At 45.9% G+C, this 20,610-nt stretch carries 17 protein-coding genes; 10 read left to right on the top strand and 7 right to left on the bottom strand.

Going from position 1 to position 20,610, the window contains the following annotated elements:
• Nucleotides 1-319 precede the first annotated feature (319 nt).
• The 4 genes from GYK50_RS03275 to GYK50_RS03260 all read left to right on the top strand — a co-directional run bounded on the left by GYK50_RS03275 (nt 320) and on the right by GYK50_RS03260 (nt 4,580).
• A complete protein-coding gene (locus GYK50_RS03275) occupies nt 320-1,357 on the top strand; it encodes a siderophore ABC transporter substrate-binding protein (protein WP_093070508.1) in 1,038 nt (345 codons plus the stop codon).
• A gap of 199 nt (nt 1,358-1,556) precedes the next feature.
• Complete coding sequence (locus GYK50_RS03270) at nt 1,557-2,534, top strand: ABC transporter permease (protein ID WP_071002159.1); 978 nt, start codon at nt 1,557-1,559, stop codon at nt 2,532-2,534.
• Nucleotides 2,535-2,648: 114 nt separating this feature from the next.
• Nucleotides 2,649-3,734, top strand: a complete 1,086-nt coding sequence (locus tag GYK50_RS03265) for an iron chelate uptake ABC transporter family permease subunit (protein ID WP_093070511.1) — start codon at nt 2,649-2,651, stop codon at nt 3,732-3,734.
• Between the two features lie 75 nt (nt 3,735-3,809).
• Nucleotides 3,810-4,580, top strand: coding sequence for an iron ABC transporter ATP-binding protein (locus GYK50_RS03260; RefSeq protein ID WP_093070513.1), 771 nt, complete (start codon nt 3,810-3,812; stop codon nt 4,578-4,580).
• A 93-nt stretch (nt 4,581-4,673) separates the two neighbouring features.
• On the opposite strand, the gene GYK50_RS03255 is transcribed toward GYK50_RS03260, so the two are convergent.
• Complete coding sequence (locus tag GYK50_RS03255; RefSeq protein WP_093070516.1) at nt 4,674-6,011, bottom strand: PepSY-associated TM helix domain-containing protein; 1,338 nt, start codon at nt 6,009-6,011, stop codon at nt 4,674-4,676.
• 163 nt (nt 6,012-6,174) lie between these two features.
• Nucleotides 6,175-8,262 (bottom strand): TonB-dependent receptor domain-containing protein, encoded by a 2,088-nt coding sequence (locus GYK50_RS03250; RefSeq protein WP_186473869.1) that lies wholly within the window; start codon nt 8,260-8,262, stop codon nt 6,175-6,177.
• Nucleotides 8,263-8,777: 515 nt separating this feature from the next.
• Here GYK50_RS03250 and GYK50_RS03245 point away from each other — a divergent pair.
• From GYK50_RS03245 to GYK50_RS03230, 4 genes are all read left to right on the top strand, one after another.
• Nucleotides 8,778-9,053 carry a Trp family transcriptional regulator gene (locus tag GYK50_RS03245; RefSeq protein WP_093070521.1) on the top strand — a complete coding sequence of 92 codons (276 nt, stop codon included), beginning with the start codon at nt 8,778-8,780 and terminating at the stop codon, nt 9,051-9,053.
• Nucleotides 9,054-9,140: 87 nt separating this feature from the next.
• The gene (locus GYK50_RS03240; RefSeq protein ID WP_212564264.1) at nt 9,141-10,559 is read left to right on the top strand and encodes an anthranilate synthase component I family protein; all 1,419 of its coding nucleotides are present in this window, start codon (nt 9,141-9,143) and stop codon (nt 10,557-10,559) included.
• Between the two features lie 33 nt (nt 10,560-10,592).
• Complete coding sequence (locus GYK50_RS03235) at nt 10,593-11,240, top strand: anthranilate synthase component II (RefSeq protein ID WP_186473865.1); 648 nt, start codon at nt 10,593-10,595, stop codon at nt 11,238-11,240.
• A 327-nt stretch (nt 11,241-11,567) separates the two neighbouring features.
• On the top strand, nt 11,568-12,521 hold the full coding sequence (locus tag GYK50_RS03230; protein WP_186473863.1) for a DMT family transporter: 954 nt from the start codon (nt 11,568-11,570) through the stop codon (nt 12,519-12,521).
• A gap of 132 nt (nt 12,522-12,653) precedes the next feature.
• Here GYK50_RS03230 and GYK50_RS03225 read toward each other — a convergent pair whose 3' ends face one another.
• From GYK50_RS03225 to GYK50_RS03205, 5 genes are all read right to left on the bottom strand, one after another.
• Complete coding sequence (locus GYK50_RS03225) at nt 12,654-13,166, bottom strand: hypothetical protein (RefSeq protein WP_152978606.1); 513 nt, start codon at nt 13,164-13,166, stop codon at nt 12,654-12,656.
• 311 nt (nt 13,167-13,477) lie between these two features.
• Complete coding sequence (locus GYK50_RS03220) at nt 13,478-14,221, bottom strand: amino acid ABC transporter ATP-binding protein (protein ID WP_058024436.1); 744 nt, start codon at nt 14,219-14,221, stop codon at nt 13,478-13,480.
• Between the two features lie 76 nt (nt 14,222-14,297).
• Complete coding sequence (locus GYK50_RS03215; RefSeq protein ID WP_071002167.1) at nt 14,298-15,035, bottom strand: amino acid ABC transporter permease; 738 nt, start codon at nt 15,033-15,035, stop codon at nt 14,298-14,300.
• Nucleotides 15,035-15,871: an amino acid ABC transporter substrate-binding protein gene (locus GYK50_RS03210; RefSeq protein ID WP_071002168.1), complete on the bottom strand. Its 837-nt coding sequence runs from the start codon at nt 15,869-15,871 to the stop codon at nt 15,035-15,037. Before GYK50_RS03210 ends, GYK50_RS03215 begins: the two co-directional genes overlap by 1 nt.
• A gap of 342 nt (nt 15,872-16,213) precedes the next feature.
• A complete protein-coding gene (locus GYK50_RS03205) occupies nt 16,214-16,957 on the bottom strand; it encodes a UTRA domain-containing protein (RefSeq protein ID WP_212564263.1) in 744 nt (247 codons plus the stop codon).
• Nucleotides 16,958-17,250: 293 nt separating this feature from the next.
• Here GYK50_RS03205 and hutU point away from each other — a divergent pair, with 293 nt between their 5' ends.
• Nucleotides 17,251-18,963, top strand: a complete 1,713-nt coding sequence (gene hutU, locus GYK50_RS03200; protein ID WP_212564262.1) for a urocanate hydratase — start codon at nt 17,251-17,253, stop codon at nt 18,961-18,963.
• Between the two features lie 63 nt (nt 18,964-19,026).
• Nucleotides 19,027-20,589 (top strand): histidine ammonia-lyase, encoded by a 1,563-nt coding sequence (gene hutH / locus GYK50_RS03195; protein WP_071002171.1) that lies wholly within the window; start codon nt 19,027-19,029, stop codon nt 20,587-20,589.
• The last annotated feature ends 21 nt before the right edge of the window (nt 20,590-20,610 follow it).

The raw sequence follows: 20,610 nt of genomic DNA, 5'->3' as shown, positions 1-20,610 counted from the left end.
TTAGATAAATACTTATCGTCAATAAAAATCATTATCATTATTATTATTGATAATGAGTCTCAACTACTTTATCATAACGGCTGTTTGGTTTTTCCGTATCATGATCAAAAACTGATACCCATAAAAATATCCAAACCATAAAACGCTCAACCCAAAAGAATAAGGCTAGAGAGTAAAACTGACAGGCGCTCTATCGGCACCCCTTTGATATGAGCATTACTCTGCCCAGCTGCTCTCATCATTTTCTATTTCTATTGTGCTACCTGTGCAGTTGTCTTATTAACAGACTGCTTAAACATCCTGATATACCGAGTCCCTTATGTCTACTACCCCATTATCACACCGTCGTACTAATCCTATTTTTAAACGTCCATTATTGATGATGACAGCTCTAGTCACTGCTATCAGTGTGACAGGTTGTAGCTCGCCTGAGACTGACACCGCTGATGCTACAGCTACCAATCAAACGGCCAATGAGTCGTCAAACGTGGCCAATAACGATGCCGTCTCTGCTGAAAAAATCACGGTGAATACGGTTAAGGGTGATGTTGAATTGGCAATGAGTCCCTCACCGTTGGTGGTTTATGACATGACCTTGATGCAAGACTTGGCAGCACTAGATGTGGCTGTTGACGGTATGCCAGGCAGTTTGTTGTTAGACAATTTACACTCAAAAACGCAGCCTGAACCAAAAGCGGTCGGCACTGTGTTTGAGCCAGATCTTGAGGCATTGAATGCCATGCAACCACAAGCAATATTGGTGGGCTCACGCATGGCAGAAAAGTATAATGAGCTGTCAAACATCGCGCCGACGTTGGATATGTCTATCGACACGGCTAATATTTATGAGTCGAGTAAGCAGCGTTTGCATGATTTGGGTGCGTTGTTTGGCAAAAGCGATCAGGCCGCTAGATTGCAACAAAACATAGATACGCTTATTGACGAGACAAAGGGTGTCACTAAAGATAAAGGCACTGGTCTGGTCGTTATGGTTAATGGCAATAAAATGTCAGCATATGGCGATAAATCTCGTTACGGGTTTATCCATACGGTGCTAGATGTGCCAATGGCAGATAAGCAAATTGCCGATGCCCCTCATGGACAGCCGGTCTCTTTTGAATATATCCAAAAAGCCAACCCAGACTGGTTGTTTGTTATCGATCGCAGCGCCGCGATTGGTGAAGATGGTATCGGTGCCAAAGCCGTATTGGACAATCCGCTGGTCGCGCAAACCAACGCTTGGAGCAAGCAGCAAGTGGTTTATCTAAGCCCAGACTCTTACCTAGCGTTTGGTGGCTATTACCAATGGATGCAGGATCTCACAACGATTAAAGATGCTTTTGCTAACGCTAAATAACGTCGTTCTCTATACAAGCGATTATTGCACAAGTAGGTAATTATTACCGTTAACCTTGCTCATTTTTAAGCCAATAAAGATTATGTCGTTATTTTCACACCGTGCTCGTGCTAGGCTCAAACCTAACGCTTCTCTGCCAGTATCAAATTGGCAAGGAAGCGCTAGCCATACTTTAGGCTCGAAATATCGACGTGCTGCCATGCCACCGTGGTTAATCAACACCGCAAGCCTCATTATCATGGGGCTTTTGGTGTTATTGAGCTTATCTATTGGTGTGGCTGACTTTTCGTGGTCGGGTATCTTACAAAGTATCATTAGTCATAGTGCAAACTCTGATAGCTCGCTACTACTGGTCAGCCGTATCCCGCGCACCGTTGCGATTATTTTGACGGGCATTGCGATGGCAGTGGCGGGAATGATCATCCAAGTGGTGCTAAAAAACCGCTTTGTAGAGCCGTCCATGGTCGGTGCTACCCAAAGCGCCGCGCTCGGTTTGCTGGTAGTCAGTCTGCTATTTCCTGCCAGTGCGCTCATTGTGAAGATGAGCGTAGCGACCATCGCCGCTGTATTCGGCATGATGCTATTTATGCTATTGATTCACCGTATTCCGCCGACTGATTTTTTGATGGTTCCACTGATTGGTATTGTCTTCGGCGGCATTATCGAAGCAGTCACTACCTTTATCGCCTATCAAACCGAATCGCTACAGATGCTCAGCGTGTGGCAGTTTGGGGATTTCTCAGGCGTCTTGGCAGGTCGTTATGAGCTTTTGTGGCTCACGGGCGCGCTGTGTGTACTCGCCTATATCATCGCCGATAAGCTAACCATCGTTGGTTTGGGTGACAATATCGCCTTGAACTTAGGTATTAGTAAACGCCAAGTGACGTGGATTGGTGTGGGGATGGTGGCCATGATGAGTGCCGTTGTCGTCGTGACGGTCGGTATGATTCCTTTTATTGGCCTCGTCGTGCCAAACATTGTGAGCCGACTGATGGGAGATAAGTTGCGTCGTAGCTTGCCTGCAGTCGCGCTACTTGGTGCTTCGGCAGTATTGCTGTGCGATATTATCGGTCGCTCGATTCGCTATCCATTTGAAGTGCCTGTTGCCACCATATTTGGCGTGGTCGGTACAGTGCTGTTTTTATGGCTATTACTGCGCGCGCCAGCTGAGCAATAAGACTAAGCAGTAAAGCTGAATAATAAAACAGCAATCTTTAATCGATTAACCACTCACTTACCGTCGTTCATTTTTTGCCTTATTTAGATAAGCTTGGCATCATAGGATTTATTTATGTTCTCATCAACTAAGCTTAGTGCCACAAAGGCTCGTTCTACGGAAACCAACACAGCGATAGATAACTCATCTGCAGCAGATGGTCAGTATTCAGCTGCTGCCCAAGGTCAGTTGGCAAAGCTTTGGGCATGGATAGCTGCGCATCCGAAATCCATTGCAGCTATTATTCTACTGATCTCGATGACCTTGTTTATGACACTCAATGTCAATGGCTATTGGGACTTTGCGCTACCGCTACGCGGCAAAAAACTGCTGGCACTGATGGTGGTTGGCTATGCGATTGGCGTGTCGACGTTATTGTTTCAAACGTTGACTCACAATCCAATTCTAACGCCCTCCCTACTCGGGTTTGATTCGCTCTATGTTTTGCTACAAAGCTTACTGGTTTTCTTTTTAGGGGCGATTAGTTTTACCAGTCTCGATCCTATTGCCAAGTTCACGCTAGAGATTGTCCTGATGTTTGGGGCATCTTTATTATTATTTAAGCTATTATTTTCTAAAAGCAGTCAGGATCTGACACGCTTGATATTGGTGGGCGTTATCTTTGGTGTGTTGTTCCGCAGTTTATCAGCACTCATTGCACGGCTGATTAACCCTGATGATTTTGTGGTCGTACAGTCCGCTAGCTACGCGCAGTTCAATACGGTCAATCCTCAGCTATTAGGCATTAGCCTATTTATCTGTATCATCACTGCGGTGTTTGTCTGGCGCTGGCGCTACCAATGCGATGTGCTGATGCTCGGACAAGCCCAAGCCATTAACCTTGGTATCCATTATCAACGTCTGGCATTTGGCCTATTAACTGTTATCGCAGTGCTAGTCGCCACAGCCACGGCACTGGTCGGTCCAGTGACTTTCTTTGGTCTATTGGTTTGTGCATTGACCAATCGTATCGCTCGACACATGTATCATACTGAGCGGCTGATATTGGTCAGTTTGGTCGCTATGATTTGCTTGGTGTTGGGTCAGACACTCTTTGAGCAAGTGCTAGATATGGCAGGCGTATTGTCCGTTGTGATAGAGCTCGCAGGTGGCCTCGTGTTCTTGGCATTGATATTTATGTCCCAGCGCCGTTCGTTATAACGACTTAGCCGACATTGTTTATTTGGCTGATGCTGTTGATAAAGAAAGCCCTAAGACTTTTTAAATAAGACGATTATGATTAAACTGAATAATATCTCTCACCATATTGGCAAACAAAAAATCTTGCATGACATTACGTTGTCCCTACCAACGGCGCAGGTCATTGCTTTGATTGGGCCTAACGGCGCTGGAAAATCGACGTTGTTTTCTGTCATGGCTCGCTTGCAACCGTTACAGGCTGGGCAAGTGAGCTTCGCTGTAGATAATGAGGAACGTGATATTGTCAGTTGTCAGGCGCGCACACTTGCCAAGACGGTCGCGATGCTCGGACAAGACAACCATGTACAAGGACGACTGCGCGTGCATGAGCTGCTGATGTTTGGTCGTTACCCTTATCATCAAGGACAACCAACCGCAGAAGATCAGCAAAAAGTACAGGAAATCCTCGAACGCTTTGAGCTTGAGCCACTTGCCGAGCGTTTCTTGTCAACGCTATCAGGTGGACAGCGTCAGCGCGTGCTGATTGCGATGATTGTCTGCCAAGATACGCCCTATCTATTGCTTGATGAGCCACTCAATAACCTAGATATGTATCATGCTGGTCGACTCATGCGTGAGCTACGTACGCTTAGCCACAGCCAGCAAAAAACCGTGGTGATCGTCCTACATGATATCAATCAAGCAGCACAATTTGCCGATACGGTCGTTACAATGAAAGCAGGAGAAGTGATGGCTGTTGGTCGCCCTGCTGATGTTATTACTCAAGAGACAATGAAAGATTTATACAATGTCGATGTGACTGTGCTCAATCATCAGGGTCGTCCTGTGATTGTTGATACGGTGTAAAACCCCACTTCTTCTTATGTAAAAAAGCTCAATATAATGCTAGTACATTGGTACTAGCACTATATTGAGCACATCAATTTTATGTTTTAATATCTATTTGAGCTTTTGCAACGCCTTTAAACGCTGCTGTCGGCCTTTCCACCATAGATACACACCTGTCCCTGATAGCACCGCAACTGCCAGTCCAATCATTGCCAAAAATGCTTGATACAGTCGATGGCTCCAACCTTGACCTACATGTCCCATATGCAGCGTTGACAGCCATTGGTCTACTTTATTACCAAAACCGCTTTGATAACCAAAACTAACACGCGCAACCTCTCCTGTGGCAGCATCAACCGTAATAGATGACGCGCCGCTGTGTGTACCAATATCTCTATCTGTTTTGAAACGCATTTGCCATTGCTCGTCCTCTGCAACCCAGCGGATACCCAATAACTGCTGTACAGCCGTGCCATTCTGCCGCGCCGCAATATCGGCTTGTGCACTCAGATAGGCAATGCTGTTGCTCTTATTGACTGCTTGAGCAATGGCATCCGCTGTATTGCGGCTATCGTTAACAGTCGTATTTGAGTTTATAGACTTATCTGCCCTACCCTGATTTTCTACTGTTTTATTCGGTTCAGGCTTGGTTGGCGGTCGCCCTCTTTCTTTTGGCGTCAGTCCGACCACTGCCTGCATCACAGGCTGATAAACGGGTTTTAGATTAAACCCAACGCTCGACCACGCGATGACAAACAGCATCACCCATAGCCACAGACCAAAAGCATGATGCAAATCATAGTTAAGCTTAAAGGTATTGGTCTTAGTACGGATTTTCCATGCAGGTAGCCAGCGCTTAAACAGCGAGGCGCGTTTTTTGCTAGAGACTTGTTTTGACTGACTCGATTTGACTGCTCGAGGAAACGTTAAGTAAAAGCCAATAAAGCAATTAATCGTCCAAACTAGCGAGACAATGCCCAAGACCCATTTACCAATATCACCCAGCAATAAATCACGATGCAGCCAAAATACCTTCCACATGGTATTGTGCCATGCCCATGCCTCCTTATCACGCGTACCGATAATCGCGCCGGTATAAGGGTTGACATAAACCTCATTAAAAGCAGGCTCAGGCGTGGTAGGCTTGCCGCCGCGCCATCTATCTACCGAAAACACCGCTGACTTGCCCGCCTCAATGGTCGTCGGCAAACTTGAAAAACCATATTGCGGATAGGTACGGATCACACTATCATGCAGCGCAGCGACAGACTGTATCGGCGTGTTTTGCGCCTCGACACGCGCCAGTTTATGGTTAAACAAGTCATCTAACTCATGATGAAAAGCGAGCAGCGCCCCTGTCAAACCTGCAAGCAATAAAAAGCCTGCCACCACAAGACCCGTATAGCGATGAATCCACAAGCAGGCTTGACGAGGATTGAATGTAATCATTGGTCTTGGTTCTTTATTATATGTTGTTTGGGTAGGTATTTATCCGTTAGCACGTCATTGCTGCTATAGCCAATCCAAAAGCCAGTAGGCAATAAAAAGCCAGCTCCCATGTACAGACAGCTGACTCTATAAGTACGATTAGACTCAAACCAGATAAGCTATATTAGAACTGATACGTTAAAGACGTTTTGATATTACGTCCCATCTCAAAATCAGTATAGGCATCATCGATAGAGTTGCGAGATGCATGACTTGCATAAGTCTCATCAAAGATATTGTAGACACCTAGCGTGGCCTTTAGACCTTCGATTTGAGTTGGTGCATAAGTCATAAAGATATCATGCACGTCATAGCCTGGTTTTTCGTTGTCATCACCGGCGGTATTTGGTGTCACATCGGCGACATAAGTACTGCGCCAGCCAAGCTCGGTGGTGCTGGTTGGAGCGTAACCAAGATTGACCATGTACTTGTCACCAGACTCTGAGCCACTGCCGCTGACAGAAGAGATATTGTAACCCGTATCTTCGCCTTTGCTACGTGCACGAGCATAGCTTAGACCCATGTTGAAATTATCTGCGCGATAATCAGCTGATAACTCTACGCCTTTGATCTTAAAATCTTCGTCATTGTTGATGACACCTTGGCAGGCTTCAGGGGCAGCACTTGTACCTAGTTGCCCAGTGGTACAATTCATACCAGTTCTACTGCCACCTGCACGTACGAACTCAATATAGTTTTCGATATTGGTTTCAAAGTACTTAGCGCTCAGTTTTAAAGAGTCATCAGCCATGGTCAAACCACGCAGCGTTGTCGCAATACCGACTTCTGCATTGTCACCTTCTTCTGCTTTTAGGTCATTGTTTACATAGGTATCAACACCGTCGGAATTAAAGATCGTTTGGCTAAGATCTGGGCCATTAAATAACTGCGTATAGCTCGCAAATAGCTGGGTACGCGGTGCAATCTCATAACTGGCGGCCAATGCGCCAACGACATTGTCGTAAGTCTTGCCAGCCGATACGTACTCTGGAGATTCATAACGGTCATAGCGGACGCCTGGCGTTAAACTAAGCTTGCCCATCTGCCATTGGTCTTCCAGATAGACTGAGGTATTGGTTGCCTCATCAGTGCTCGCTTTGCCAAAATCACGTGTCATCTCAGATTCTTTTTTGTAATGCTCAACCCCAGCGATGAACTTATGAGTCCCTGGCAAACCATTGATAATAGTGCTATCAACGATACTGGTGTTCTGTATTTTGCCGCCTGTGGTTTTGACTTCCGCATCAAACTCAAACCCAGGTACGCCATCAGAGTTACGCAAAATCTGCGTGCTGGTCTGATATACATTGGCGTCTACATTGACCAACTGGTTGGCAGGACTGTATGCGTAGTCAAGCGCATAGGTATCGCGTTTGACTTCCTGCGGGATGATTGGGTTCCAACCACCAGCAGGAAAATCTGGACGTAATGGGAACTTGCCTTTGTTTTCAGTACGGCTAAAGCTAGCGCCCACATGATGATCACTACCGACATACGCACCCGCTTTTAATAAGATGTTTTCGCCTTCGCTATCTTCCGTTTGGATTTTACGGCCTTTACCATCTTCACCAGCATTAGCATCACGTTTGCCATAATAAGCCAGTAAATCAACATTTTCTGTTGGCGCACCATACACAGTAGCTGAGGTTAGCAGTTCATCATTGTTGCTGCCGTAGCCTGCATGCAGCTTAGCACCTACTTTTTGACCAGGCTTAAGTAAATCTGCCGCGTCGACTGTCTCAAAAGCAACCGCACCGCCGATAGCATCATTACCGAGCGTCACTGAGTTATTGCCTACCGACACCTCTGCTTGTTTTAGCAGATCTGGATCAATCGTGACATCACCCATGTGGTAGAACAACGCGCCTTCTTGACGTGCGCCATCAATCGTTACTTTTAGGTTGGTATCATCAAGACCACGTACACGAATACGTTGGTTGACTGATGAGGTACCGCCTACGCTTACCCCCGGTACGACGTCCAGAAAATCGCTCAGATGGCTTGCTTGAGCTGCTGGCGTATAGTCATCTATATAGACAGAGTCTTCTTGTACACTATCGCGGACAGAGCTATTTGCTGTCACGGTAATCGTTTGCAACGTCGTATTTGGCATATCTGCTGCCGTTGCAGCACTGGCAGCTTGTGCACACAATACCGCTGCTACACCCATAGATAGCACAGTCAATCTGCTAGATAACTTTACTTCGCGCATAACACATCTACTCACTTTATTTACTGTCAAAAATTAGAATTATTTTTAAAACCTATCATCGAATAGTCCTGAAAATAACGCCTATCAGAAGATTCATTACCTTAAAAACACTCAATCATGTCGTGCAAATAACACTATTAATACTAATGATAATGATTAGCGTTTAGATAAAGAGAGGCATAATAACTAAGTATTAACAATTTGGCAATAATTAATATCATACATTCTCAATTCTAGTACTTAGTACGCCAGGTGGACGTAGCAATACAACGCAGCAACGTTTGGTACTAACTATAAATATGCTATCGAATATGATGCTAACCACGAGTTGAATCTATATAAACAAAGCTTAAAAATCATCACTTCTATCATCACGTCTATAGCAGCCTGCTATTAACTTAGCTCATCACTTGTATTTCTTGTACTACTGTACTAGAATGCTGATACAAGCCAAAAGTATCATGGCTATCCTGACTGTTTTTTGATGAAAACTTTATTTGATTAAGACCACGATTATGAGTACCGACCCTTATCACAGCTTACTGAGTCATCTGGCAAACTGTACTGATAGCACAGAGATTGAAAAGCTACTCAGTGCCCTGCTGACAGATAAAGAGCAGCACGACATTGCTAACCGCATTCGTATCTTTGACTTGCTTGATCGAGGTATCACGCAGCGTGATATCTCTGAGCAACTGGGCGTTGGTATTGCGACTGTCTCTCGCGGTGCTAGAGCCATGCACAGCCATGATGTGAGTGCATTACTTGCGACCCATAGAGAACGGTCTTAAACCACCGATCCCAATACCGTTTACCCTTTTCCTCATTACTTTATTAATTGTTGATTGACACATATTTGAACCATTTTGGACTTTATTATGACTGCTAGTACGCCCATACATACCCAACCTGCACCGATTGATATCCCGAGCAAACCACAACGTATCAAGCTCACGCAAGATATCGATTTTTTTGCATTATTCAAACGTATTGAGAGCGCTTTTGACACCTGTTATTTGCTCGAGTCATTGGGCGAAGACAGTCATATCTCACGCCACCATGCCATCGGCTTTGATCCTGTGATGACCATCGCTGCGCTTGACCGTAATACGCTCGCTATCACGGACAATAAAACGGCTGAAACGACTCGTTATCAAACTGACAATCCTTATCAATTGCTCCGCGCCATCACGCCGCAGCACGTCATCGCGCGTGATCAAAGTGGCGGTCTCGTTGGCTACTTGGGTTATGACTGCGTCAATTTTTTTGAGCCAAGCCTGACGGCCAAAGCCAGTGACGACTTTGAGCCGTTCAAATTCGGTGTCTATTTAGATGGATTGACGCTCGATAAAATGACGGGTGAGATTTTCTACTTTTATTATCCAACCGCTCAACAGAATAATCGTATTGAGCAAATCAAAGCCCTACTTGATGAGCCAGTTCCCAGTTACGAAGCGCCCACCGTTGAATTTTTGGGCGATGGTATGAGTCAAGAGGAGCATGCCAAGGTAGTGATGCAGGTCAAAGAAGACATCATCTCTGGTCGTATCTTTCAGTGTGAGGTTGGGTTTAAGTCCAAATATCGCATTACTGGCGACAAGATGCCGATTTATGAAAAACTACGCGCGGTGAATCCTTCACCGCACATGTATTTTATGAAATTTGCTCAGCAGTGCATCATTGGCGCTTCCCCTGAGCTACTGTTTCGCTTGCGTCAAGGCGAGATGGAAACTTACCCACTCGCAGGTACTGCCAAGCGTGGCGTCGATGTAGCAGAAGATCGCAAACTTGCTCGCGCCCTACTCAACGATGATAAAGAAATTGCCGAGCACAATATGTTAGTCGACTTGCATCGTAATGATATTGGCCGCGTGGCGCGATTTGGCACGGTAAAAGTGCGTAGTTTGATGGACATCAAGCGCTTCTCGCACGTACAGCATATTTCCTCTGAGATCGTCGGCATCCTGCACCCTGACGAAGATATGTTCAGTGCCCTTGCCAGCAACTTCCCCGCTGGTACGTTATCAGGCGCTCCTAAGGTAGAGGCTATTAAGGTGATTAACGAGCTTGAACCAGATGGTCGCGGCGCGTATGGCGGCGCGCTGGGTTCATTTAACTTCAATGGTGATTGCATCTTTGCCATTCCAATTCGTAGCCTATTTATCAGTGGCGAGTCAGCCTACGCACAAACGTGCGGCGGCAATGTCTATGACTCAAACCCAGAGGATGAGTATCTAGAGATTCAGCGTAAACTGTCGGCGATGAAAGTCGTATTAGACAGCTTTATGCAACCATAATCACCCCTATTTTTATCAAAGAGTTTATGACCCATGAATGTTTTAATTATCGATAACTACGACTCGTTTACCTTCAATCTGTACCAATATGTCGGCGAGATTCTGCAAACCTTGAGCGATGATAAAGAAACCAGCGTCACCGTGAAGCGCAATAATGAGATTACCCTCGCAGAGGTAGAAGCAATGAATCTTGATAGAATCATCATTTCACCTGGCCCTGGTTCCCCTGATGATCCTGCCTATTTTGGTATATGTAGCGAGGTCATCGAGAAACTGGGCAAAACTGTGCCAATACTCGGCGTGTGCCTCGGTATGCAAGGTATCGCGCATGTGTTCGGCGGCGATGTGATACGCGCTAGTGTGCCGATGCATGGCAAGGTCTCATCGATTCGCCATGATGGTAAGGGTATCTATCAGGACTTGCCGCAAGCGCTTGAAATCATGCGCTATCACTCACTGGTGGTAAAAGCCGATACCATCCCAAGCTGCCTAACGATCACCTCAGTTGTCGCCAATGAGAACCGTGCTGATTTAAGCTTTGATGAATCTGCGCTGACGGGCGATGAGATTATGGGACTAAAGCACAAAGAATACCCAATCCAAGGCGTACAATTTCACCCTGAATCCTTTGCTACTGAAGGCGCTAAGCGGTTGCTGAGTAATTTTTTACTGCAGGTGTAAATGCTACTATCTAGCCATGTCTTCCATTTTAAATGACAGTCGATTGAATTTAGACCACGCCCTAGTAGCAGTTTATAATCTTTTAATGATAGACTGAAATAACAAACAAAAGACAGCCCTTGAACCGGTTGTCTTTTCTTATTGCAGTATGGCTTGGTGCCTTTACATCACAGGCGCTTTAGCAATATAGTCGAACCACTATTAAAATGTTACAGCGTTAGACTCGTTTAGCCTACTACTGTAGCACTTGCACTCGTCCGCCTTGTACCACTTTTAATATTGATTGACTATAGCCCAATGTCATTTAGATCGTAAGAAGAAACCATTATGGCAAATATCGACAGTACAGCGGCGATACACTCGCATCAGTCATGGATGGGCATTGTCCAAATCATCACCGCGGCAACCTGCTGGGGGACGCTTGGGATATTCTCAACCTACCTCAATCAAATGGGCTTTAGTGGTTGGCAAGTCACGATATTACGCATTGTGACGGCAGCAGTGATTATCTTAGCCATGCTACCGACCCTATGGCCACAGCTGATCAAACTACGACCCAAGCAGTGGTTTGGGCTAGCACTTCAGTCCTTGATTGGTGTGCTGGGGATGTCCGTCTGCTATTTTTTTGCTGTCAGTTATGTTGGCGCGGGCCCTGCGGTGGCTTTGCTTTATACCGCGCCTGTGTTTAGCTTGTTATTCTCAAAGTTTTTGCTCAGTGAGTCCATTACGCGAAAATCTATCGCGCTGGCATTCATGGCGGTTTTTGGGGTTGGGTTGACGATGCTGGGTGAGCAAGCGGAGGTCAATTGGGGTGTTTTGCTCGGATTGGCAGCAGGGATGTGCTACTCACTATACGGCGTACTCGGTAAGCGCGCGATGCATGACGCGCATCCAGCTCCTTTGGTGTTTTTTACCTCTGTGGTCATCAGCGCGTGCGGGCTGCTACTACTGCCTGAAACGTATCAGACGTACGCGCAGCTAGTTACCTTGCCGTTATCGACTTGGGGTTATGTATTAGGACTATCGCTCTTGGGTACTGTCGTGCCCTTTGGCCTTTATATGAAAGCATTAGAGAAGCTGCCCGCCTCTCGTGCGTCTGTTTTTACGATTTTTGAGCCGTTGACGGCGATTGCGCTGGCAATGATACTGCTACATCAAGCTTTGTCTTGGATTCAATATCTGGGCGTGACACTGATTTTGCTGGCGGCGTTGTTAAATGCAGTGGTCAATGGCACGACCACGCGCGTTCCTCGCTGGCTTAAAAGACGGCAAACGGTCTAGCCTTATTATTTGGTTGTCTGGCAGGGTGCGATAGCCAAATTTGGATTAAAAAACGACGCAATAGATAGGCTTGATTAATGGTATAAACTTCAAGTTAAATTAAAATGATCATTTATAATCTATGAATTAGAACTATTTATCATGCAACGCTCTTCCATCTGGCAATCCAAATAAAACTAAGATCTTATCCAAGTTGCACTTATCTGAAGGTGTGGTTTTTAAGCCTTTTAGAATATAGCCGTTAGGATTATCTTTAGAAGTTAGAGTCCCTCCAGCGCTTATAGTATCGCCTACTTGGTAAATGACATTAAAATATTTTAAAGTCTGATTCTTTTTATCCCAGCTCGAAACCCCGTATGGTAGCAGCGGTACGGCTTTGTGTGGGCCATACTGGAAATAAATACATTCATTTTCGTATTTAAGCTGTACATTTACACCTTGTAAAATTTCACTCTCATTGAGATCGGAAAAATTGAAAGGGTAAGTATAAAATAAACCCTGACCACTAGTAGAAGAGTAATGAACTAAAGGCATAGTACTTTGAGAATAGTCCTTTGCTACTTTCATGTCTTTCGAAGGAGAGGTTGTAACTTGACAAGCAGTCAACAAAACGCAAAAGAAAATTGATACGTTACGAATATTCAAACCAGCTCCTTTAAGCACTAGGTTAAGAGTGTTTTTAACTTTATTAAAACATCAATATAAATAAAAAAAAGTTTTAATATATTACTATTTTGTTAAGGTGGCTATGATGCTTAGAATAGTCAAGTATGAGTATATGTATTCTTAACCTTACCGACTTGGCTTTTAAAAAAGGTATTTTTCTCGCTTGCTGTATCTACGCTAACAGAGGCTATATAAAATTTATCCAAAACCGTCAAACTAAAATTATAAACACAAAAAAAACCCTCAATGGGCTTCTTTCTAACTAAACATATTGCAACGATATAAATCGCTTACTGCTCGATACGCTGCAAAAATGCCTGCGTACGCGGATGCGTTGAGTCTTCAAACAGCTGCTTAGCGCTGCCCTCTTCGACTACAACGCCGTCTTCGATCAAGACTACATGATCGGCAACGTCACGGGCAAAGTTAATTTCGTGAGTGACCACGACCATCGTCCAGCCCTCAGAGGCAAGCTGCTTCATCGTCTCAAGGACATCCTGTACCAGCTCTGGATCTAGTGCAGACGTTGGCTCATCAAACAATAACAATGAAGGCTCAATCGCGAGCGCACGAGCAATCCCAATACGCTGCTGCTGACCACCAGATAGCTGGAACGGGTACAGCTCAGCTTTGTCCGCCAGTCCGACTTTTTCAAGCAATACCAGCGCGTCTTTACGCATCTCAGCCTTGTTTTTACCTTGTACCACTGTCGGGCCGAGCATGAGATTTTCGATCGCAGTCTTGTGCGGAAACAAATTATAAGACTGAAATACCATACCTGATTTGCGCTGCAAAGCGAGCAGCGTTTTTTTGCTTGGCTTAGTTGCAAAGTCAACTTTTAAGCTGTCATCATCAAATGCAATGACACCTTTATCAGGAATCTCCAGCGCATTGAGACAGCGCAAAAACGTGGTTTTACCCGAGCCTGAAGGTCCTAATATGACGACCACTTTACCTTTATTGATGGTCAAGTCGATGCCTTTTAGCACCTGATTGCCACCAAAGGCTTTATGAATATTAGTGACTTTGATCATAAAAATTCCTATTGTACTGGTCTATATGTACGATGGTCGGTTGCTAAGCGCTCTTGTCAAGCAGCTCAGCTATGACTTACTTTGCCACGTAACGGTCTAATCGAGTCTCAAGCTTGCCTTGGATAAAGGTCAAGAACAGACAGATACCCCAATAAATAATCGCCGCTTCGGTATACACCAGCATAAATTCATAGTTACGAGCTGTGATGATCTGCGCTTGTTTAAACAGCTCAGTGACCAATACCAGTGATGCAAGTGAAGTGTCTTTTACCAAGCTGATAAAGGTATTAGACAATGGCGGCACTGACACGCGCAGCGCTTGCGGTAAAATCACATGACGAAATGTCTGTAAATACGTCAAGCCGACAGTTGAACCCGCTTCCCATTGCCCTTTTGGAATCGACAAAATCGAGGCGCGCACCGTCTCTGATGCATAAGCACCAATATTGAGCGAGAATGCAATGATCGCTGAGGGAAACGGGTCGAGCTTGACGCCCACACTTGGTAAACCGTAGAAAATAATAAACAGCTGAACCAGCATCGGTGTACCCCGAATCGCGGATACATAGATACGAGCCAATCGATAAATGATCTCATGGAACCAACCAGTACGCGGTACAATTCGAATCAAAGCAACGGTCAGGGCAATCGCCATACCGATAGAAAACGAGATCAATGCCAGCGGTATCGAATAATAGATACCGCCTTTGAGCATTGGCCAAAACGACGAGATGACGATCTGTGCTCGATCAGGACTCATAAATGGCAATAATGCCAATAGTTCTGCGAGCACAGATGTGATAGAAGCCAACATTACTTTTGTTGACTTACATCAGCACCAAAGAACTCTTTACTAAGTTTGGTGAGTGTACCATCAGCGGCGAGTGCGGCCATTGCTTCATCCAGTTTTGCCACCACTTCATCGTTGCCTTTGATGAGCACGAGACCTGAGCCTGTTTGTTCACTTGGTGGGGCTGTCAATTTGATCTCAAGATCAGAATCTGGGAATTTTTTGAGATAATCAAGCACGGCTAGATTGTCATTCATCGTGAAGTCAGCGCGGTCTTGCTTGACCAATTGGATCGCTTGTGCCATACCATCGACAGGGACGATTTCTGCGCCGTATTTTTCTGCCAGCTCGCCGTAGTTACTGCTGAGTGATTGAGCCGTACGTAAACCTTTTAGGTCATCCCAAGAGCTATAACGGTTGTCATCAGTCGGTGCCAATGCAACCGCGCCTGACCAGCTATAAGCCATAGATTTGTCATATTTGGCTTGACGCTCAGGCGTCGTTAAGCTGACTTGGTTGGCCACCATATCAAAGCGTTTTGAATCCAAACCTGCTAGCATCGCATCCCACTGAGTCTCTTTAAACTCAACATCAACGCCTAGCTTGTCAGCGACCGCACGAGTCACTTCGACGTCATAGCCTGTCAGCTTGCCACTCTCATCATGATAGGTAAATGGAGGATATGTACCCTCTGTACCGACGTTAATGGTGCCGCCGTTATTGATACGTTGCAGCAAATCAGAACCGCCAGTCGAGGTGGTGTCAGTGGCAGTAGTGTCAGCTTCATTAGTATTAGACTGACCACAAGCGGCAAGTAACACAGTACTAGCAGCAAGGGCTAAAAGAGTACGACGTTTCATAAGACGTCCTTATAAAAGTAGATGAATGAGATAAAAGGGTTTACATGAAAACAGTTAGCGCCAATAAATAGGGAAAAGCCGATACAAAAGGGCAATATAATAATCGCCCTGCAACATTCGGCTTTGGTTGCTCGATTTGAGGTTAGTCAGCATATTTTTCAATGCTGCGACCCTGTTATTTTCGAATTTTTATAGCGTATGATCATTCAATAGGCAGCCGATCAGACGTTCATAGTTGCTACTGGATCAATCGCTGCTCATAAATATAATATCTTACTTTAGATAAAAAAGCGTACAAACTCCGTGAGCGTGCGTCAGGTAATGACCGCCATTAGCGCAAAACTACAACTCACCTGAGAATTGATAGCGATCACCAGCATGCCACATCTTGACAAAGGTGACGACTTGACCGGCTGAATAAGTCTGGCGACGCAATACCAATGTCGGCGACTGCGGCGCAATCTGCAACGCATCTGCCACCTCGTTTGGTGCTGCAAGCGCACGTATGGTGTAGCTGCCACTCTCTAGCGGTATTTTGGCAACCAAATAATCACTGGTATTGACCACGGTAAAATCCTGATCAATAAAATGTGGCACTTTTTTGGCATCAACCCAGCGCTCTTCGAATTGTATGGGCTGACCATCTGCAACGTGAATGATTTTCACCTCGTATAAAACGGGCGTATCACTAGCGTCTGTATGAGTCACGGTAGCCATTTCATCAATACCAAACTTACGGCGCAACTCATCATCGAGCATAGCAGCAGTCACCGCGCGCTTACTCACCACTTTTGCTTCATAATCGCGATTGGCAGATTTGAGATCCTCTGCGATATTACGCACTTCTACAAAGGTATGGTTGAATTGCTGCTGCGCGACAAAGGTTCCTGAGCCTTGACGCCGCTCCAATACACGCTCTTCGCTTAGCTCTTTGAGCGCGCGATTCACCGTCATCCGTGAGACACCAAACTCTGTCGCCAGTGCCATTTCTGTAGAGATCGCACTGCCCGCTTGCCATTTGCCAGAGTGAATATTGTCTAATATCGCATTTTTAATCCGCTGATACGCCGGAATCGTTTTTGTCATATTCGTTTTAAACCGTCAGTTCCGCTAATAAGAGTAGCGCCATAATATCACGACAATCATGCGAACTTTTATTCATATCACTCTATCAGTTATGCTCTTTTTTTTCATTAATTCTAATTCTTATCAAAAATCCTTGCATGAAAAAAGTATCTTTGATAATTTGTATATACAACTTATAGCAAGTCTAAAAATCTTGATCTAGCTACTCTATATTTCGATGCCTTTATAGACTGCCTATAAAACATTTACTCTGATTATTTTATCGCCCTATGAGCTACCACAAGGATATGACCATGACTACTGAAAACGGAACCAACAAAAAACTTACCCGCCGTGATGAGTCTCGCGATATCGCCGCCCCTACTGGCAGCACGTTGCACTGTAAAAGCTGGCTGACCGAAGCGCCGTATCGCATGCTACAAAACAATCTACATCCTGATGTGGCAGAAAACCCAAAAAGTCTTGTGGTATACGGTGGTATTGGACGCGCCGCGCGTAACTGGGAGAGCTATGATCAAATCCTAGAGTCGCTCAAAGAATTAGAAGATGACGAAACCTTACTCGTACAATCAGGCAAGCCTGTGGGCGTGTTTCAAACTCATGAGAACGCACCGCGCGTATTGATTGCCAACTCAAACCTTGTGCCACGCTGGGCAACGTGGGAGCACTTCAATGAGCTCGATCGCAAAGACTTATTTATGTACGGACAGATGACCGCAGGTAGCTGGATTTATATCGGTACGCAAGGCATCGTGCAAGGCACATACGAGACTTTTGTTGAAGCAGGTCGTCAGCATTATAATGGCAGCTGGGCGGGTCGTTGGATTTTGACCGCAGGTCTTGGCGGTATGGGTGGGGCGCAGCCACTGGCCGCAACCTTTGCAGGCGCAACCTCATTGAACATCGAATGCCAGCAGTCTAGTATCGATTTCCGTTTGCGCACGGGTTATGTCGATAAGCAAGCGCGCGATCTTGACCATGCTTATGAATTGATTGAGCAGCATACCAAAGCAGGCGAGGCGATCTCTATCGCGCTACTTGGTAACGCTGCAGATATCTTGCCTGAAATCGTTAAGCGCGCTCGTGAAGGAGACATCAAACCTGATTTGGTGACCGATCAAACCTCAGCGCATGACCTGATCAATGGCTATCTACCAAGCGGCTGGACGGTCGAAGAATGGATGTCCGCTCAAGAAGATCCAGAGCAACATGCAGCTCTCACCAAAGCCGCTGCTCAATCTTGTGCCGTACACGTCCAAGCGATTTTAGACTTGCAAGCGATGGATATTCCAGCGACCGATTACGGTAATAATATCCGTCAGGTGGCGTTTGATGAAGGCGTCAAAGATGCCTTTAATTTCCCCGGTTTTGTCCCTGCTTATATTCGTCCGCTGTTTTGCCAAGGCAAAGGCCCATTCCGCTGGGTAGCGCTCTCAGGTGATCCAGAAGACATCTATAAGACCGATCAAAAAATCAAAGAGCTGTTCCCAGAAAACACCCACGTCCACCGCTGGCTCGATATGGCAAAAGAGCGTATTCAGTTCCAAGGCTTGCCTGCACGTATCTGCTGGTTGGGTCTTGGCGAACGTGATAAAGCAGGTTTGGCATTTAATGAAATGGTCAAAAACGGTGAGCTAAAAGGCCCAATCGTTATCGGTCGTGACCACCTCGACACGGGCTCGGTCGCCAGCCCCAACCGCGAGACCGAAAGCATGAAAGACGGCTCAGATGCGGTATCTGATTGGGCACTGTTGAACGGTATGCTAAACGTAGCAGGCGGCGCAACGTGGGTATCACTACATCATGGCGGCGGTGTCGGCATGGGCTACTCGCAGCATTCAGGCATGGTCATCGTGGCGGACGGTACAGATGCCGCAGCCAAACGCTTGTCACGCGTACTGGTCAATGACTGCGGCTCAGGCGTCATGCGTCATGCCGATGCAGGTTATGAGTTGGCGATTAAGACAGCGCAAGATTATGGTTTAAATCTGCCAATGATCAAATAGTTTGAACTACCTTAATATTATAAAGACAAACACTTATATGTCTATGCAACTAGGATTACCCTTATGAGCAACATCAAACAACTTACCCTACATCCACGCCAGCTTAGCTTCAAGATGCTACGCGACATCTACGATCAGCCCGTGGTATTGAGCTTGCCTGAGAGTGCGTATGAGGCGATTGACGCCTCGCATAACAATGTCAAAACCATTATTGAGCGTGATAAGAGCGCCTACGGCATTAACACCGGCTTTGGTCTGCTTGCCAAAACCCGCATCAGTGATGACCAGCTTGAGCTGCTACAGCGTAACCTAATCATTTCTCACTCGGTAGGTACAGGTGACGCGCTACCAGAGGGCGTGGTGCGCCTGATTATGGTGATGAAAGTTGCTAGCCTAGCACAAGGTGTGTCTGGCGTACGTCGCGAGGTGGTAGATAGTTTACTTGGTTTAATCAACAATCAAATCACCCCAAATATCCCAGCCAAAGGCTCAGTTGGTGCCTCTGGTGACTTAGCGCCACTATCACATATGACACTTGCGATGATGGGTGAAGGTGATGTGTTTGTCGCTGGTAAAAAAGTGCCAGCTGCTGATGCCCTAGCAAAGCATGGACTTGAGCCAATCACATTGGCAGCCAAAGAAGGCCTTGCGCTTATCAACGGTACGCAAGTCTCAACTGCGCTAGCATTACGTGGTTATTTCTTAGCGCGTGATTTACTTGAGACTGCTACTATCGTCGGCTCACTGTCAATTGATGCCGCCAAAGGCTCAGATTCACCATTTGATGCGCGTATTCACGAAGTACGCGGTCATCATGGTCAAATAGAGATCGCCAAAGCACACCGTCAACTGATCAAAGGCAGTGCTATCCGTGCCTCGCACGATGGCGAACAAGATGATCGCGTTCAAGACCCTTATTGCTTACGCTGTCAGCCACAAGTCATGGGTGCTTGTCTTGATATCATCAACCAAGCAGGGAAAACGCTGCTCATCGAATCTAATGCGGTAACAGACAATCCGCTTATCTTTAATAATGAAGATGGTCCGGTCGCCATATCAGGTGGTAACTTCCATGCTGAGCCAGTCGCTTTTGCCGCGGATATTTTAGCATTGGCTATCGCTGAGATTGGCTCGATGTCTGAGCGCCGTGTCGCTTTGCTGATCGATGCAACTTTGTCAGGTGGTCTGCCACCATTCCTAGTCGATAACGCTGGGGTCAACTCAGGCTTTATGATTGCGCATGTGACCGCTGCTGCACTGGCTTCAGAAAACAAATCTATCGCCCATCCAGGTAGCGTCGATAGCATCCCAACCTCTGCCAACCAAGAAGACCATGTATCCATGGCTACCTATTGCGCACGCCGCCTATATGAGATGGCGCAAAACACTGCGACTATCATAGGTATTGAGCTACTGGCTGCTGGTCAAGGTATTGATTTTCATCGAGGACTCGAGACATCAGAGCCGTTGACTGTGGCACATCAAAAACTACGTGAGAAAGTGACGTTCTATGATAAAGATCGCTACCTCGCCCCTGATATCGAAGCGGCCAAGCAGTTAGTACTAGACGGTACACTTGCTGAGCATTGGCAAGAACTACGTCAGAACTGGTACGAGTCTAAATAAGCATTGGCTGGTAAAAGGAGA

This window comes from Psychrobacter pacificensis, from assembly GCF_018336615.1.
In the GTDB taxonomy this organism is placed as follows: domain Bacteria; phylum Pseudomonadota; class Gammaproteobacteria; order Pseudomonadales; family Moraxellaceae; genus Psychrobacter; species Psychrobacter pacificensis.
This window is presented reverse-complemented; position numbering and strand designations above follow the sequence as displayed.

What these genes read in the sequence shown, in the direction of transcription:
- GYK50_RS03230 (WP_186473863.1), top strand. Translation starts at nt 11,568, where the DNA reads ATGGCAAATATCGACAGTACAGCGGCGATACACTCGCATCAGTCATGG.
- GYK50_RS03205 (WP_212564263.1), bottom strand. Translation starts at nt 16,957, where the DNA reads ATGACAAAAACGATTCCGGCGTATCAGCGGATTAAAAATGCGATATTA.
- GYK50_RS03245 (WP_093070521.1), top strand. Translation starts at nt 8,778, where the DNA reads ATGAGTACCGACCCTTATCACAGCTTACTGAGTCATCTGGCAAACTGT.
- GYK50_RS03270 (WP_071002159.1), top strand. Translation starts at nt 1,557, where the DNA reads ATGCCACCGTGGTTAATCAACACCGCAAGCCTCATTATCATGGGGCTT.
- GYK50_RS03215 (WP_071002167.1), bottom strand. Translation starts at nt 15,035, where the DNA reads ATGTTGGCTTCTATCACATCTGTGCTCGCAGAACTATTGGCATTATTG.
- hutH (WP_071002171.1), top strand. Translation starts at nt 19,027, where the DNA reads ATGAGCAACATCAAACAACTTACCCTACATCCACGCCAGCTTAGCTTC.
- GYK50_RS03275 (WP_093070508.1), top strand. Translation starts at nt 320, where the DNA reads ATGTCTACTACCCCATTATCACACCGTCGTACTAATCCTATTTTTAAA.
- hutU (WP_212564262.1), top strand. Translation starts at nt 17,251, where the DNA reads ATGACTACTGAAAACGGAACCAACAAAAAACTTACCCGCCGTGATGAG.
- GYK50_RS03255 (WP_093070516.1), bottom strand. Translation starts at nt 6,011, where the DNA reads ATGATTACATTCAATCCTCGTCAAGCCTGCTTGTGGATTCATCGCTAT.
- GYK50_RS03220 (WP_058024436.1), bottom strand. Translation starts at nt 14,221, where the DNA reads ATGATCAAAGTCACTAATATTCATAAAGCCTTTGGTGGCAATCAGGTG.
- GYK50_RS03210 (WP_071002168.1), bottom strand. Translation starts at nt 15,871, where the DNA reads ATGAAACGTCGTACTCTTTTAGCCCTTGCTGCTAGTACTGTGTTACTT.
- GYK50_RS03265 (WP_093070511.1), top strand. Translation starts at nt 2,649, where the DNA reads ATGTTCTCATCAACTAAGCTTAGTGCCACAAAGGCTCGTTCTACGGAA.
- GYK50_RS03260 (WP_093070513.1), top strand. Translation starts at nt 3,810, where the DNA reads ATGATTAAACTGAATAATATCTCTCACCATATTGGCAAACAAAAAATC.
- GYK50_RS03250 (WP_186473869.1), bottom strand. Translation starts at nt 8,262, where the DNA reads ATGCGCGAAGTAAAGTTATCTAGCAGATTGACTGTGCTATCTATGGGT.
- GYK50_RS03235 (WP_186473865.1), top strand. Translation starts at nt 10,593, where the DNA reads ATGAATGTTTTAATTATCGATAACTACGACTCGTTTACCTTCAATCTG.
- GYK50_RS03240 (WP_212564264.1), top strand. Translation starts at nt 9,141, where the DNA reads ATGACTGCTAGTACGCCCATACATACCCAACCTGCACCGATTGATATC.